At 73.1% G+C, this 14,065-nt stretch carries 16 protein-coding genes; 8 read left to right on the plus strand and 8 right to left on the minus strand.

What is annotated here, in order from left to right:
* The first annotated feature begins 234 nt into the window (after positions 1-234).
* Complete coding sequence (locus VGR37_10095) at positions 235-1,128, plus strand: aldo/keto reductase (GenBank protein ID HEV2147741.1); 894 nt, start codon at positions 235-237, stop codon at positions 1,126-1,128.
* Between the two features lie 57 nt (positions 1,129-1,185).
* Positions 1,186-1,647 (plus strand): hypothetical protein, encoded by a 462-nt coding sequence (locus VGR37_10100; GenBank protein ID HEV2147742.1) that lies wholly within the window; start codon positions 1,186-1,188, stop codon positions 1,645-1,647.
* Positions 1,648-1,726: 79 nt separating this feature from the next.
* On the opposite strand, the gene VGR37_10105 is transcribed toward VGR37_10100, so the two are convergent.
* The 5 genes from VGR37_10105 to VGR37_10125 form a co-directional block, all read right to left on the minus strand.
* Positions 1,727-2,152, minus strand: coding sequence for a hypothetical protein (locus tag VGR37_10105; GenBank protein HEV2147743.1), 426 nt, complete (start codon positions 2,150-2,152; stop codon positions 1,727-1,729).
* A 102-nt stretch (positions 2,153-2,254) separates the two neighbouring features.
* Positions 2,255-3,364: a metal ABC transporter permease gene (locus VGR37_10110; protein HEV2147744.1), complete on the minus strand. Its 1,110-nt coding sequence runs from the start codon at positions 3,362-3,364 to the stop codon at positions 2,255-2,257.
* 5 nt (positions 3,365-3,369) lie between these two features.
* Positions 3,370-4,479 (minus strand): metal ABC transporter permease, encoded by a 1,110-nt coding sequence (locus VGR37_10115; protein ID HEV2147745.1) that lies wholly within the window; start codon positions 4,477-4,479, stop codon positions 3,370-3,372.
* Positions 4,480-4,489: 10 nt separating this feature from the next.
* Complete coding sequence (locus tag VGR37_10120) at positions 4,490-5,314, minus strand: metal ABC transporter ATP-binding protein (protein ID HEV2147746.1); 825 nt, start codon at positions 5,312-5,314, stop codon at positions 4,490-4,492.
* Between the two features lie 6 nt (positions 5,315-5,320).
* A complete protein-coding gene (locus VGR37_10125) occupies positions 5,321-6,271 on the minus strand; it encodes a zinc ABC transporter substrate-binding protein (GenBank protein ID HEV2147747.1) in 951 nt (316 codons plus the stop codon).
* Between the two features lie 478 nt (positions 6,272-6,749).
* Between VGR37_10125 and VGR37_10130 the strand changes: the two genes are divergently transcribed.
* The 6 genes from VGR37_10130 to VGR37_10155 all read left to right on the plus strand — a co-directional run bounded on the left by VGR37_10130 (position 6,750) and on the right by VGR37_10155 (position 12,129).
* Positions 6,750-7,250, plus strand: a complete 501-nt coding sequence (locus VGR37_10130; protein ID HEV2147748.1) for a DinB family protein — start codon at positions 6,750-6,752, stop codon at positions 7,248-7,250.
* A 60-nt stretch (positions 7,251-7,310) separates the two neighbouring features.
* On the plus strand, positions 7,311-7,667 hold the full coding sequence (locus tag VGR37_10135) for a hypothetical protein (GenBank protein ID HEV2147749.1): 357 nt from the start codon (positions 7,311-7,313) through the stop codon (positions 7,665-7,667).
* Positions 7,668-7,759: 92 nt separating this feature from the next.
* A complete protein-coding gene (locus VGR37_10140; GenBank protein ID HEV2147750.1) occupies positions 7,760-8,017 on the plus strand; it encodes a hypothetical protein in 258 nt (85 codons plus the stop codon).
* 484 nt (positions 8,018-8,501) lie between these two features.
* Complete coding sequence (locus VGR37_10145) at positions 8,502-8,687, plus strand: hypothetical protein (GenBank protein HEV2147751.1); 186 nt, start codon at positions 8,502-8,504, stop codon at positions 8,685-8,687.
* Between the two features lie 140 nt (positions 8,688-8,827).
* A complete protein-coding gene (locus VGR37_10150; GenBank protein ID HEV2147752.1) occupies positions 8,828-9,412 on the plus strand; it encodes a DUF1990 domain-containing protein in 585 nt (194 codons plus the stop codon).
* Positions 9,413-9,492: 80 nt separating this feature from the next.
* Entirely contained in the window at positions 9,493-12,129 is a 2,637-nt protein-coding gene (locus tag VGR37_10155) for an RtcB family protein (protein HEV2147753.1), read from the plus strand.
* 5 nt (positions 12,130-12,134) lie between these two features.
* Here VGR37_10155 and VGR37_10160 read toward each other — a convergent pair whose 3' ends face one another.
* From VGR37_10160 to VGR37_10170, 3 genes are all read right to left on the minus strand, one after another.
* Positions 12,135-12,698 carry an HD domain-containing protein gene (locus VGR37_10160; GenBank protein ID HEV2147754.1) on the minus strand — a complete coding sequence of 188 codons (564 nt, stop codon included), beginning with the start codon at positions 12,696-12,698 and terminating at the stop codon, positions 12,135-12,137.
* A 271-nt stretch (positions 12,699-12,969) separates the two neighbouring features.
* Entirely contained in the window at positions 12,970-13,626 is a 657-nt protein-coding gene (locus VGR37_10165; GenBank protein HEV2147755.1) for an NAD-dependent epimerase/dehydratase family protein, read from the minus strand.
* 10 nt (positions 13,627-13,636) lie between these two features.
* A complete protein-coding gene (locus VGR37_10170) occupies positions 13,637-13,921 on the minus strand; it encodes a DUF427 domain-containing protein (protein HEV2147756.1) in 285 nt (94 codons plus the stop codon).
* Positions 13,922-14,065: the final 144 nt, after the last annotated feature.

The raw sequence follows: 14,065 nt of genomic DNA on the forward strand, positions 1-14,065 counted from the left end.
GGTGAGCGCCACGAGCGCGAGGCCGAGCGCGGAAGGGACGAGCTTGCGGTGCATGGAAACGCTCCGGTCTGAGGGTTCGTGCCAGGCTGCGCGGCCCCCCGGCCGCGAGGAGCGTGCCAGCCCACCGCCGGCGCCACCCCACGGCGCGTTCCGGCCCCACGAGCCGCACGCACGGATCCTGCGGCGGGGACGGCGCTTCGTCGCGAGCGCACCCACCCGAACGTCCGGACCGCCATGCCGACCGAGAGCCGCGCCCCCCGGGCCCACGCCGCGGGCATCTTCACCCTGGGCGGGGACCTCCCCGTCCACCGCCTGGGCTTCGGCGCCATGCGCATCACCGGGAAGGGGATCTGGGGCCCCCCGGAAGACCGCGGCGAGGCGCTCCGCGTCCTGCGCCGTACGATCGAGCTGGGGATCGACCTGATCGACACCGCCGACTCGTACGGCCCCCACGTGAGCGAGGAGCTGATCGCGGAGGCGCTGCACCCCTATCCCGAGGGGCTGGTGATCGCCACCAAGGCGGGGCTGGAGCGCTCCGGCCCCGGCAAGTGGGAGCCTAACGGCCACCCGAAGCACCTGCGCGCGGCGTGCGAGGGGAGCCTGCGGCGGCTGCGGGTGGAGCGGATCGACCTGTACCAGCTGCATCGCATCGACCCCAGGATCCCCGCCGAGGACCAGGTGGGGACGCTCTCCCGCTTGCGGGAAGAGGGAAAGGTCCGCCACGTGGGGCTCTCAGAGGTGGGGGTGGAGGAGATCCGGCGCGCCCGCGAGATCGTGCCGATCGTCTCGGTGCAGAACCGCTACAACCTGGTGGATCGCGACTGGGAGGAGACGCTGGAGCACTGCGGCGAGGAAGGGATCGCCTTCATCCCCTGGTACCCCCTGGCGGCCGGTCCGCTGGCGGAGGGCGACGGCCCGCTCGCGCGCATCGCGGAGCGCCACGGCGCCACCACGGCCCAGGTGGCGCTGGCCTGGCTGCTGCGCCGCTCGCCGGTGATGCTCCCCATCCCCGGAACGTCCAGCGTGGAGCACCTGGAGGAGAACGTGGGCGCGGCGCCGCTGGAGCTCGACGACGCGGAGCTCGAGGAGCTGAGCGAGGCCGGCGGAGCGGCGGGGAAGGGGGAGTAGCTGGAGTAGCTCCGCCCCGCATGCAACCCGCGCCGCCCACGCGGGTATCTACCGGGCATGAAGGGACTTCCGACAATCCGGCGCCTCCTCCGGCGGGGCGCGCTCCCGCTCCTCGCGGCCGTCCTCGCGGCGGCGTGCGGCGACACCGGCTTCGGCGTGCAGGTGCCCGGCGGCCGCGCCGCGGGGCTCCGCTCCGGCGTGTACGACTACGAGGCCTGGACGTACGGGCGTCGCACGGCGTACTGGGGCTTCGTGGAGCTGCGCGTCCGCGGGGACGGGACCCTGAGCGGGAGCTACCGGCTCCCGCGGCAGTGCCTCGACCGCTTCGGCTTCGAGGCGGACTGCGTGGGCCACGTCGGCGGGCGGGTGTACGCCGACGGGCTGGTGCGCTTCGGCTTCGACGAGGGGTGGCTGCGGCACGAGGGGGAGGCGGACCGCTTCGGGGAGGTGTTCGGGGAGTGGGAGACCCGTCTGCTGGGCGCCTCCTCCGCCGGCCAGTTCGAGCTGCTCCCGCGCTGAGCGGAGCCCGACGGCCGGGACGACGACGGGGCGGGCCGCTGAGTGCGGCCCGCCCCGTTTCCGCGGGTCTCCGCGGCGGTCACTCCCCCTGCGTCCGCTCGACGTCGTCGATGCCGCGCAGCCGGTTCCAGAGCTGGAAGGGGACCTGGTCCTTGGGGACGTAGGCGTTATTGGACCCCGCCTCCATGTTCCCCATGGCGGTGAACTCCCCGCGCCCCTGGTCGTTCAGGTCCAGGTAGGTGGCGCCCTGCTGGAGCCGCTGCCCCTGCGGGAGCACGGGGATGCGCTTCAGGTCGTCGTCCTCCCACCCGCTCATGCCGCGGTGCAGCGGCTTCACGTCGTAGGCGGTGCGCAGCCCCTGCTCGCGGTCCGTGGACTGCGCGCCGACGTTCTGCCCGGCCATGTGGTCCGGGTTGAGGTCCTGCCGCCACTCCGGCGGGTGCTTGGTCTCGGCCTGCGGGTCCTGGGTGCGGCGGGTGTTGTCGCTCCGATCCTCGGCTGCCATGTCGCGTCTCCTGTTCCGGTTCCTGTAAAAACAGGCTCGAAATCCGGCGCAAGATGCATGCTACCAAGGGGATGACGCGAACCGCGGAGGGAGTGGGCGGGCTCACGCCCCCACCACCTCCCGCGCCTCCAATCGTCCGCGCTCCGTGAGCGCCAGCCGGTCGCCGCTCTGCCGCGCCACCAGCCCCCGCCCCTCGGCGCGCCGCACCACGTCGGCGGCGAAGCGCGGGTCCCACCGCAGGTGCTCGTGCAGGTGCGACTCCCGGTTCTCCGCCCCCTCGCGGGGGGAGTGCTCGTGGTTGAAGAGGTGGATGGCGAGCATGGTCTCGGCGAACTCCCACCGCTGCCGCGCCCGCCGCCGCGCCAGCGCCACCAGCCCCCGCTCCGGCGCGAACAGGAGGACGGCCCCGAACGCCACCCCCGTCATGGTCGCCATCGCCCCGGCGATGGACACGTCCAGGAAGTACGACGCCCAGTACCCCGCCAGCGCGCTCGCCACGCCGATCACCACGGCGAGCCCGATCATGCGCGGGAGACGGTCGGTCAGGAGGTAGGCCGAGGCCGGCGGGGCGATCATCAGCGCCACGACCAGGATGGAGCCCACCGCGTCGAAGGCTCCCACCGCCGTCACCGAGACCAGCGTCATGAAGGCGTAGTGCACCAGCCCCGGCGCGAACCCCAGCGCCCCGGCGAGCGCCGCGTCGAAGGTGGTGAGCTTCAGCTCCTTGTAGAAGGCGGCGACGAACGCGGCGTTCAGGAGGAGGACCGCCGCCATGACCCAGAGGATGCGCGGACCCAGGTCGGCTCCCCCCACCGCCATGCGGTTGAAGGGCGCGAAGGCCAGCTCTCCCAGGAGCACCGCGTCCACGTCCAGGTGCACGCTCCCGGCGTAGCGGGAGATCAGGATCACGCCCACCGAGAAGAGGGCGGGGAAGACCAGCCCGATGGCCGCGTCCTCCTTCACCCGGCCCGTGCGGTTCAGCAGCTCCACCAGGGAGACGGTGAGCACCCCCGTGGCCGCGGCCGCGGCGATCAGGAGCGGCGAGGCCAGGTTCTCCGTGACGAAGAAGGCCAGCACGATCCCCAGGAGGATGGAGTGCGAGATGGCGTCGCTCATCAGCGCCATCCGCCGCAGCACCAGGAACACTCCCGGGAGCGCGCACGCCGCGGCGGTGATCGCCGCGATCCACTGGATCTCCACCTCCGGCGACATCGCCGTCACTCGGCCTCCTCCCCGCGGCGGCGCTCCTCCTCCGCCTCGCCCTCCGCGGTGATCGCCCACGCGTTCTTCGCGGTGCGGCGGGCCCACCCGCGCGTCTCCAGCTCCGCCAGCTCGTGCTGCGCCCCGGGGTGCAGCGTCTCCAGCGTCGCCACCGTGTGCCCGTGCACCTGCCCGGGGTGCTGCCGCGCCAGGGCGTACAGGTCCGCCAGCACCGCCTGCGTGTGGAGGCGGCGGCGGTTGCGCTGGTCCGCCACCCACCCCCAGACGATCCCCCGCCGCGGCGCGAGGAGGAGCGAGAACACGACCAGCGCGGTGAGGCAGAGGACGATGGTCGGCCCGGTGGGGAGCCGCTCCGCGGTGCTGGACAGGACCGCCCCCGCCACCCCCGCGAGCGCGCCGAAGCCGCCGGCCAGGAGCACCATGCGTCCCATCCGGTCCGTCCACTGCCGCGCCGCCGCGGCGGGAGCCACCACCATGGCGCTCATCAGCACCACCCCCACCGTCTGCAGCCCGATCACGATGGCGAGCACCAGCACGGAGGTGAGGAGCACGTCCACGCGGCGGGCGGGGAAGCCCAGGCTCTCCCCGAACTCCGGGTCGAAGGCCAGCAGCTTGAACTCCTTCCAGAGAAGCGCCGTCACGCCGAGCGCCACCGCCCCCAGCGCGGCGATCTGCGCCACGTCGCGCTGCAGCAGGGTGGCCGCCTGCCCGAACAGGTAGCGGTCGAGCCCCGCCTGCGCGGCGTCCGGCCGCTTCTGGATCCAGGTGAGGAGCACCAGCCCGAACCCGAAGAAGACCGCGAGCACGATCCCCAGCGCGCTGTCCTCGGGGACGCGCGTGCTCCCCACGATGCGCATCACCAGCAGCGTCCCCAGCCACCCCGCCGCCGCGGCGCCCAGCACCAGCACCAGCGGCGCCTTGCTCCCGGTGAGCAGGAAGGCCAGGGCGATCCCGGGGAGCGCCGCGTGCGAGATGGCGTCGCCCAGCAGGCTCTGCTTGCGGAGCACGGCGAACGAGCCCAGCGCACCGCTCGTGGTGCCCAGCGCGGCGGCGCCCAGCGCCACGGTGCGCAGGGTGTAGTCGGAGAAGAGGTCGGGGAGCGCCACGCCGGCCTCCTCAGGCCCGGAGCCGCGGCACGCCCTGGCCGCCCAGGGCCCCGGGAGCGCGGAGCGGCGCCTGCGGGTCGGAGTCGCGGCGCTGCAGGAAGGGGACGCGCCCGCCGTACGTGAGGCGCAGGTTCTCCTCGTTGAACACCTCCGCCACCGGCCCGGAGGCGACGCGGCGCACGTTGAGGAGGAGGACCTGGTCGAAGTACTCCGGCACCGTCTCCAGGTCGTGGTGCACCACCACCACCGTCTTCCCCGCCTCCCGAAGCTCCTGGAGCACGGTGACGATGGCGCGCTCGGTGCGGGCGTCCACCCCCTGGAAGGGCTCGTCCATCAGGTACAGCCGGGCGTCCTGCACCAGGGCGCGCGCCAGGAAGACGCGCTGCTGCTGCCCGCCGGAGAGCTGCGAGATCTGCCGCTCCGCGAACTCCTGCATCCCCACCTGCTCGAGCGCGGCCATCGCCATCTCCCGCTCGCGCCGTCCGGGGCGGCGGAACCACCCCAGCGCGCCGTAGCGCCCCATCATCACCACGTCCAGCACGCTGGTGGGGAAGTCCCAGTCCACGCTCCCCCGCTGGGGGACGTAGGCCACCGCCCGGCGCTGCTCGGCGTAGGGGCGCCCGTGGATCAGCACCTCTCCCGCCGCCGCGCGCACCAGCCCCAGCATGGACTTGATCAGCGTGCTCTTCCCCGCGCCGTTGGGCCCGACGATCGCCATCAGCACTCCGGGCGGGACCTCCAGGTCCACGTCCCAGAGCACCGGTTTGTCCCTGTAGGCCACGGTGAGGTCGTTGACCTCGATGGCCGGTGTGGGCTCGCTTTTGTCGCTGTGCATCCCTGTTTATTCCTCGTCCGGCGCCGGACGCTCCCCGAGGAGCGCGCCGACGATGGTATCGATGTTGTGGCGGACCATCCCGGCGTACGTCCCCTCCGGGGTGCCGGCGCTGCCCAGGGCGTCGGAGAAGAGCTCTCCTCCGATCCGCACCCGCCACCCCCGGGACCGCACCGCCTCCTGCACCGCCTCCACGTTGCGGCGGGGAATGGAGGACTCCACGAACACCGCCGGGATCCGCCGCCCGGCGATGAAGTCGGCCAGCGCCTGCACGTCCGCGGTCCCGGCCTCGGAGGCGGTGTTGATCCCCTGGAGGCCGCGGACCTCGAAGCCGTACGCCCGGCCGAAGTAGTTGAAGGCGTCGTGCGCCGTCACCAGCACCCGCCGCTCCGCCGGGACCCGCGCGGCCTGGGCGCGCACGTAGGCGTCGAGCGCTTCCAGCTCGGCCAGGTAGCGCCGGGCGTTGGCGCGGAAGTCCGCCGCGTGCGCCGGGTCCGCCTCGGCCAGCGCCTCCGCGACGGGGGGCACCGTCCGCATCCAGAGGCGCACGTCGAACCAGACGTGCGGGTCGTAGGCGCCCTCGAACTCCGCGGGCGAGAGGAGCAGCTCCCGGGGGATCGCCTCCGAGACCGCCACCGTCCGGGTGCGGCCGCCCATCTCCTCCAGCACCTCGGCCATGCGGGCCTCCAGGTGCAGCCCGGCGTAGAAGATCACGTCCGCCCGATACAGGCGGCGCACGTCGCCCTCGCTGGCCTTGTACAGGTGGGGGTCCACGCCGGGCCCCATCAGCCCCGTCACCCGCACGTGCTCGCCGCCGACGTTCTTCACCACGTCGGCGATCATGCCGATGGTCGCGACCACGTTCAGCCGGTCGCTCTCCTCCGCCGGCTCGGGCGGGGTGCAGCCGGCCAGCAGCGCGGCCCCGCACAGCACCACCCATCCCCACCGCAAGAATTGCATCACGGATCCGAATCCGATTTTTAACGTGCTCTAAATTTCAGCTTACGATCATACCCGGGCTCCGCGCGCGTGTCAAGGGATCGCGTTGCGGTGCGGGGAGATGCGGACGGCGGGAGCCGGGACGTGACACTCCGGAGTCGCCCCATCCGGCCCGGCGCCCGGCCTGTCGCACGGGGGCCCGGGGCGGTACCATTCCCCGGCCACGCACCCCTGCTCCCGCCCCTGGTGGCGAGGACCGGGCCGCGCGTGGAGCACCGCGAGCCGGCGGGGGCGGGCGGCTTCTTCTCCGTCGCCCTGCTGCGGAAGCCGCGCTGACGCCTGCTCGGCCGGCCCGGGAGTTGCGGCCGATCCGCCGGGGCGCAGCAACTCCGCCCACGGCAACACCCGCCCGAGAACCGTACGCGACACCTGCCTCGACGAGGAATAGGCGCCCGAGCTACGAAGCATCGGACGCCCGCGACCGCCGCTCACCCGTCCCATGGATCTCATCCGACAGCTCCGGAGCGAGCTTCGCCGCTCCCTGCACGGTCCCGCATGGCACGGCCCCGCACTCCTGGAAGTGCTGGCCGACGTCACGCCCGCCGAGGCCTGCGCCCACCCGGTCCCCGGCGCACACAGCATCGCGGAGCTCGCCCTGCACGCGCTCGCCTGGATCGAGGAAGTCACGCGCCGCCTGCAGGGGGCCGTGGCGGCTCTCCCCGAGCGCGGCGACTGGCCTCTCCCGCCTCCCGATCTGCAGGACCCGGGCTGGAGGAGCATTCACGAGGAGCTGTCCCGCGGGGCGGAGCGCCTGGAGCGAACGGTCGGCGGGTTTCCTCCGGAGCGCCTCCTGGAGCAGGTGGCCGGATCGGACGCCCAGCTCGGGGGAGGGATCCGCCACGTCGTGATGCTGCACGGGCTCGCCCAGCACAACGCGTATCATGGAGGGCAGATCGCCCTGCTCAAGCGCGCGCTGCGAGAGCGCTCCCCCACCGCGTAGCGCGTGCGGCGTCCAGCTCGGCCGCACGCGTTCTCCACCGAGACGATCCCGCGAGGCCCGATGCCCGACCCCTCCATCCCCTCCCGTGGCGCACTCGTCCGGGACGTCCTGATCTTCCAGCTGAAGCTCTGGATGGACGGGCTCAAGGACCTTGTCCTCGTACCCCTTTCGCTCGTGGCTGCGGGGGTGGACTTCGTCTTTCGCACACGCCTCTTCTATCGCGTGCTCCGGATCGGCGAGCGCTTCGACCTCTGGCTCAACCTCTTCGGGGCTGCCCGGCGCGCCGCGCACGAGCGGGAGGGCCTCTTCGGGGCCAGCCGCGCCGGCGATCCCACCCTGGTCGGCCAGCTCGAACGCCTTCGAGGAGGCGAGCCTCCCTCGCAGGCGGGGCCTTCTGCTCCCCGCGACCCCACCTAGCCGCCGGCTCCCGTGGGCACCCCGCGGCCCCGGAGCACGCTCCTTGCCGCAGACGAAGCCTTTCTTCGTCCATTCCAGCATGGAGCCGAACCGTGATCCGCTCACTCCTGAAGCTCTTCGCCTACACCCAGGCGCCGAAGACCAGCTTCGCGTTCCTCCACCCGGTGAAGGCCGCCCAGGTGGTGAAGACCCCGTTCGACCTCCGGACCGCGTATGCGCCGCGCCTGACCGCCGTCGCGACCGCGCTCCTCGTCGGCCCCCTCGCCTACCGGCTGGGGAAGCGGGCTGGCGAGGGCACGCTGCGCACCCCGGCGAGCGACGCCGCAGGAAGAGCCGGCGGCCGCCGCTAGCTGCGGGCGGCCTGCGCCGGGACCGCGAGGGCGTCCTTGTGCACGCTCCCCCCCGGCGACAGAATGGAGGCGGAGACGGACGCGTCTTTCTCTTCCGCCTTCTCGTCACCCGATGAGCGCTGCCAGACCTGGACTCGCGACGAAAGCGGCCCTGCGTGCGCGTCTGTTCCCCGCCGCGGCCCTCCTGTTCGTCTCCCATGTCGGCGCCGCGGCCCAGGCGCCGGCACCGTTCCCTCCGCCCGAAGCGCCGCGGCTGCACCTCGCCTCCCGGTGCGAGCCCGCGCCCCGGCCGGCGGCTCACGCGCAAGCCACGGCGTGCAGCGACCTCGCCGCCCCGGGCCGCCTCGAAGCGAGCCAGGGGCGGAGATCGCACGCGCTGGCGGGTGCCGGCATCGGGTTCGTGGTCGGGGCCGGAGCGACGCTCTCGGTGCTGTACAGCGGCGGCTCGACCGCTCCCTGCAACCGGTCGGCGAACCAGGACGCGATGGCACCGCGCGAGTGCATCGGCCTGACCGCCCTCGGGGGCCTGGCGGGCGCGGGGCTGGGGGCCGTGATCGGGGCGCAGATCCGCACCGGGCGCGGGCAGGCCGCTTCCGTCGAGCGCCGCCCCGTCGCCCTGGCGCCGCTGCCGGCCCGCGGGGTCGGGCTCGCGCTCGCGGTGGCGTTCTGATGCGGCGCGTTCTTCTCGCCCGTCCCTTCCTCGGTCCGGGTGTGCTCGGCTTCGGAACACGCGCGTGAAGTGGCGGCTGCCTCGGCCCCGAACCCGGGTCGTCGCCGGGCGGGCACCCTGAACCAGGACGGGTCGATCCGGTGTTCCTGCTCCGAAAGCCCACGGACGAGCTCGTCCGCCAGCTCCTCGCCGACCAGCGGGACCTGCCGTTCACCTACCCCGCGGTCGGAGCCACCCGCACGGGAGTGATCCCGGGCCTGCCGGTCAACCACCACCGCGCCCGGCTGGGAGAGGGCGAAGGCACGTTCGCCCGGGCCGTCGCGGCGCTCCACGGCTGGGCCATGTACCGGCTCTCCTGGACCCGGCTCTGCTGGCCCGACGCACCCCTGGAGCCGGGCGCCGCCGTGGCCGTGGTCGTGCGGCATCTGGGCCTCTGGTCCGTCAACCCGTGCAGGATCGTCTACCTCCTCGAAGAGCGGGGCGCGATCGAGCGCGCGGGCTTCGCGATCGGGACGCTCCCCGAGCACGCCGAGCGGGGGGAGGAGCGCTTCAGCGTCGAATGGCACCGCTCGGACGACTCCGTCTGGTTCGAGCTCTTCGCCTGCGCCGGACCGAACCACTGGCTCACCCGGGTGGGCTATCCCGGGCTGCGCCTCCTGCAGCACCGCTTCGGAAAGGGGGCGATCCGGGCCATGCGCTCGGCCGTCCACTCCCCGCCCGCCTGACGGGTGCGCGTCGGCGGGCCCGCGGCTTGCCGGACCGGGCCCGCCCCGCCATTGCCCACTCCCCGAGGGAAGACGACCAGATGCCGCAGAAGCTGAGCGACGGGACCACGGTGTTCGGCCAGCACGACGAGAGCACCCTCCGCCAGGCGCAGGACGTCGCCACGCGCGCGGAGCGGGTCGCGCTCATGGCGGACGGGCACGTGGGCTACGTGATGCCCATCGGGGGTGTGGCGGCGTACCGGAACCGGGTCTCCGTGGTGGGCGTGGGATTCGACATCGCGTGCCTTGCTGCTGGAACGCCGGTGACCACCCGCGACGGCTACTTCCTGCCCATCGAGCAGGTCCTGCCTGAGGACCCGGTGATGTGCTGGGACGGAGAGCGGGTGCGTCCGGTCGTTCCGCATCTCGGTGCGATCGCGCGTGGACGCAGGCCGGTTCGGAAGCTCCACCTGTCGAACGGGCGGGTGCTGCATGCCACAGCCGATCACGAGATCCTGACGCACACCGGGTGGAGGCCCGCGGGGGACCTGCTGCCCGGGGATGCCGTCGCGTGCCCGGTGTTCGTCGGGCTTCCGCATGTCCGCGACGAGCGAGATGTGCCGGTCGCGCTCCCCACGAAGGTCGAGCAGGACCTCTCCTCGCGGGGACTCTTCCCGCTCCGCAGCTCCGACCCGCGCTTCCCCGCACTCCTCCGTCTACTCGGCTACGCGAGCGGGGACGGCCACCTGAGCAAGGATGGAAAGCGGCTGTCCATCTACCTGTTCGACGAGCTCGACGCCCAGGACGTGGTGGAGGACGTCCGGCGGATCGGGTTCGAGCCACGAACCTACCGACGCACCCGGAAGGAGGGGTACAGGGAGGAGAACCACGTGTCGGTGGGCTCGCGGTCGCTCCATGCCCTCTTTGCGGCGCTGGGATCCCCGGTCGGGAAGAAGAACTGGGCAGAGTCGCCGATGCCGTGGCTCCTGGACCTCCCGCCCTGGCTGCGTGCCCAGTTTCTCTCGGCGTTCTGCAGCGCGGAGATGATGACGCCGCGCGTGCATCGGAACGGTACGATCCCCAACCTGCAGCTCAAACAGGCAGGGGACCACGTCAACGGAATCAGCTTCATCGCCGAGCTGTTCCGCTCGCTCGGATTCGCTGTTTCGGTTGCTCCGAGCGGGGTGCAGCGAGGCGCGCGCATAACCTCGGTTCTGCAGATCCTGGGGGGGCGCGAGGAGCAGCTCCGCTTCATGCAGGAGGTGGGGTTCTGCTACTCGACAGAGAAGCGCGAGCGCGCAGCCATCGCCGCCAGCATCACCTGGCAGGGAATCTCCTTTGCTCGTAACCGGGACCTGGCCAAGTGCGAAGCGCGGCGGCTCAGGCACCAGGGAGTAGGGTGGAGAACGGTCATCGCGGACGTGTCTTCGACGTTTGGCGTGCCGGGTGGCTTCGTCTATCACGCGATGTACGACGACCGGGGTCCCTCGCGGCGTCTCCCTGGTGCGGCAGTGTCCCCGGACACCACGGGAGAGGTGTGCTGGGTGCCGGTCGACCGCCTGGAAGAGGCAGGCGAGCATCCGGTCTACGACATCGTGACCGGGGACCCGGCACACTGCTTCCTCGCCGCCGGGATCGTGGTCCACAACTGCGGGAACGCGGCGATCCGCACCGACCTGACCCTGGAGCAGCTCTCCGGCGGGATGACGCTGGAGGAGGTGCGCAGCAACCCGCACCGCTTCTCCCAGAACCGGCGGGTGCGCGAGCTGGCGGACCAGATCGCAGGCGAGGTCTCCTTCGGGATCGGGCGGAAGAACCGGGCGGACGACGCGCCCGTGGACCACCCGCTCTTCAACGACCCGGCGTGGTACGCCATCCCCAACCGGGGGAGCTACCGGGACGACCTGCGCGAGAAGGCGCGCAGGCAGCTCGGCACGGTGGGCTCCGGCAACCACTACGTGGACGTCTTCGCCGACGAGGCGGGGACCGTGTGGGTGGGAGTGCACTTCGGCTCGCGCGGCTTCGGGCACACCGTCGCCAGTGGCTTCCTGGCGCTGGGGCAGGGGCGCGACTGGGGCGAGCGCGTCCCCGAGAAGGAGGTGCTGCTGGAGCTGGAGGCGCCCGTCGGGCACGACTACTGGCAGCTCATGGAGCTCGCCGGGCGCTACGCCTACGCCGGGCGCGAGTGGGTCGCCCGGAAGGTGGTCTCCATCCTGGGGGGGCGGGAAGTGGAGCTGGTCCACAACCACCACAACTTCGCCTGGAAGGAGGAGCACGACGGGGAGGAGTACGTGGTGGTGCGCAAGGGCGCCACGCCCGCCTTTCCCGGCCAGAAGGGCTTCATCGGCGGGTCCATGGGCGACGACGCGGTGATCGTGCGCGGCACCCCCGCCGAGAACGCGGACGCCGGGACGCTCCGGGTGCAGCGGGAGGCGCTCTTCTCCACCGTGCACGGGGCCGGGCGGGTGATGTCCCGCACCGCCGCCGCGGGGAAGCGGAACCGCAAGACGGGGCGCGTCATCACCCCCGGCCGCGTCACCCCGGAGATGATGAAGGAGTGGGTGTCCGGGCGGGGCGTGGTGCTGCGCGGCGGCGGGCTGGACGAGAGCCCGCACGTGTACCGGCGCCTCCCGGAGGTGCTGGCGGAGCAGGGGACCACGGTGGAGACGCTGCACACGCTCCGCCCGCTGATCGTGGTCATGGCCGGCGCCGACGAGTTCGACCCGTACAAGGACTGACCGGGCTACCCCGCCGGCGGCCCCCCATCGGCGCGCCGCAGCGCCTGGTGGACGGGCCGCGTCGCCGGGAGCCAGTCCCGCCCCGCCCCCATCTCCCGGAACTCGGCGAGGCCGATCCCGCGCGCCTCCTCGTACTCCGCGGCCTGGAGCACGGTCTCCAGCTTGTCCAGGTCCTTCACGAAGCGCGCTTCCCGCGTCTCCGCCGCCTGGTACTCCTCCCAGAGCCGCAGCACCTCGTCGTCCCCGAGCATCGCGCACAGGCGCTCCATCGCCTCCCGCTCGCGCCGGTGCTTCTCCTCCACCGGGACGCCGTCGTACGGGGTGATGTCGCCCACGAGCGACTCCGCCAGGTCGTGCACCAGCGCCATGGCCAGGCAGCGCTCGCGGTCCAGCGGCGGCTCGGCGCCGCGCGAGAGGACCAGCGCCAGGAGGCAGACGCGGAAGCTGTGGTCCGCCACCGACTCGGGCGAGTCGATCCCCCGCAGCGCCCACCCGGTGCGGGCGGTCTCCTTCAGCCTCCCCGCGACGTGCAGGAACCGCAGCACCTCGCCCGCTCGATCCGGCTCCATCCTCGCTCCTCGCTTCTCGTTCGTCACGCCGAAACGGCAGGGGTCCGGACTGCGCCTCCAGCCCGGACCCCGCCACACGCCCGACGGTCCGTCCTCATACCGGATCCGTGTAGAGCGGAGAGGCTGATCGGGAGGCGGGGGGAGGCTCAGCAGGCGGTGCGTTTGTGTGAGCCCGCGCTGCACTCACCTCTCGCTCCGTCGGCCAGGCGAGTTTCGCACCGCCGGAGGAGCTTCCCCCCGCCGACCACTCGCGATACACCCGGATCCGGTGTCACGCACCCAGCGCCTCGATGGCGTCGATGTCCAGGACCCCGCGTACGCCCGGGTCCAGGGCGGCCCGCAGCGCAGCCCGCGCGACTCGCTCCACCGCGAGCGGCCGGACCGCCCTCGCCGCCCCGCCCACGATGGGCACCCGCGCCGCCGCCCGCAGCAGCACGCCGGCCGCCTGCGAGATGCGTCGGCGCGGCCCGTACACGAACCCCGGCCGCAGCACCACGCCCCGGAACGGGGAGCCCAGGACCTCCGCCTCCGCGCGGCGCTTCGCGCTCAGGTAGCTCTCGGCGAGGAGCGGCGGCTTCGCGCTGGCGGAGAGGTAGACCATCGCCGCGACCCCGGCGCGCTCGGCGGCGTCCGCCACCCGCACCGCCGAATCGCCGTTCATGCGCTCGAAGGTGACGCCCCGCTCCGGGTGCTCGCGGACGATCCCGATGCAGTGCACCACCGCGTCGCACCCGGCGAGGTGCTCCGTCCACGCCGCCGGCCGGAACACGTCCGCCGCCACCCAGCGCACCCGGTCCGTCCACGGCGCGTCGATCGGGGGGCGCCCGCTCCGCCCCACCGCCACGGCCTCGTGCCCCCCGGCGGCGGCCGCCCGGCACACCTCCGCGCCGATGAAGCCGTTCCCGCCCATCACCAGGAGCTTCGCCACGGGGCGCGCCTCAGCGCTCCACCTGGACGCCCCTCCAGAAGGCGACGTGGTCCCGGATGCTGGCGGCGGCGGAGCTCGGCTCCGGGTAGTACCAGGCGGCGTCCGGGTTCTCCTTCCCGTCCACCACCACCGTGTAGTAGCTCGCCACCCCCTTCCAGGGGCAGACGGTGTGGGTCGGGCTCTCCCGGAGGTGCTCGCGGCGGACCGCCTCGGCGGGGAAGTAGACGTTGCCCTCCACCACCTCGTAGCGGTCGCTCTCGGCCAGGGTGGCACCGTTCCACGTGGCACGCGCCATGGGTCCTCTCCGGTGGGGGTGGGGAACGGATCCGCCCCGGGAGCGGGGCACCGGTCCTCCTGCAACTCGCGTGCGCTCCGGGGCGGCGGGGCAGGGGAGGGCACCCCGGCCGGGAGGGGTCCCGGAACGAAGAGCGGCCCGCCC

The organism is Longimicrobiaceae bacterium, from assembly GCA_035936415.1.
Taxonomy (GTDB): domain Bacteria; phylum Gemmatimonadota; class Gemmatimonadetes; order Longimicrobiales; family Longimicrobiaceae; genus JAFAYN01.

What these genes read in the sequence shown, in the direction of transcription:
- VGR37_10095 (HEV2147741.1), top strand. Translation starts at nt 235, where the DNA reads ATGCCGACCGAGAGCCGCGCCCCCCGGGCCCACGCCGCGGGCATCTTC.
- VGR37_10100 (HEV2147742.1), top strand. Translation starts at nt 1,186, where the DNA reads ATGAAGGGACTTCCGACAATCCGGCGCCTCCTCCGGCGGGGCGCGCTC.
- VGR37_10105 (HEV2147743.1), bottom strand. Translation starts at nt 2,152, where the DNA reads ATGGCAGCCGAGGATCGGAGCGACAACACCCGCCGCACCCAGGACCCG.
- VGR37_10110 (HEV2147744.1), bottom strand. Translation starts at nt 3,364, where the DNA reads ATGTCGCCGGAGGTGGAGATCCAGTGGATCGCGGCGATCACCGCCGCG.
- VGR37_10120 (HEV2147746.1), bottom strand. Translation starts at nt 5,314, where the DNA reads ATGCACAGCGACAAAAGCGAGCCCACACCGGCCATCGAGGTCAACGAC.
- VGR37_10125 (HEV2147747.1), bottom strand. Translation starts at nt 6,271, where the DNA reads ATGCAATTCTTGCGGTGGGGATGGGTGGTGCTGTGCGGGGCCGCGCTG.
- VGR37_10130 (HEV2147748.1), top strand. Translation starts at nt 6,750, where the DNA reads ATGGATCTCATCCGACAGCTCCGGAGCGAGCTTCGCCGCTCCCTGCAC.
- VGR37_10135 (HEV2147749.1), top strand. Translation starts at nt 7,311, where the DNA reads ATGCCCGACCCCTCCATCCCCTCCCGTGGCGCACTCGTCCGGGACGTC.
- VGR37_10145 (HEV2147751.1), top strand. Translation starts at nt 8,502, where the DNA reads ATGGCACCGCGCGAGTGCATCGGCCTGACCGCCCTCGGGGGCCTGGCG.
- VGR37_10155 (HEV2147753.1), top strand. Translation starts at nt 9,493, where the DNA reads ATGCCGCAGAAGCTGAGCGACGGGACCACGGTGTTCGGCCAGCACGAC.
- VGR37_10160 (HEV2147754.1), bottom strand. Translation starts at nt 12,698, where the DNA reads ATGGAGCCGGATCGAGCGGGCGAGGTGCTGCGGTTCCTGCACGTCGCG.
- VGR37_10170 (HEV2147756.1), bottom strand. Translation starts at nt 13,921, where the DNA reads ATGGCGCGTGCCACGTGGAACGGTGCCACCCTGGCCGAGAGCGACCGC.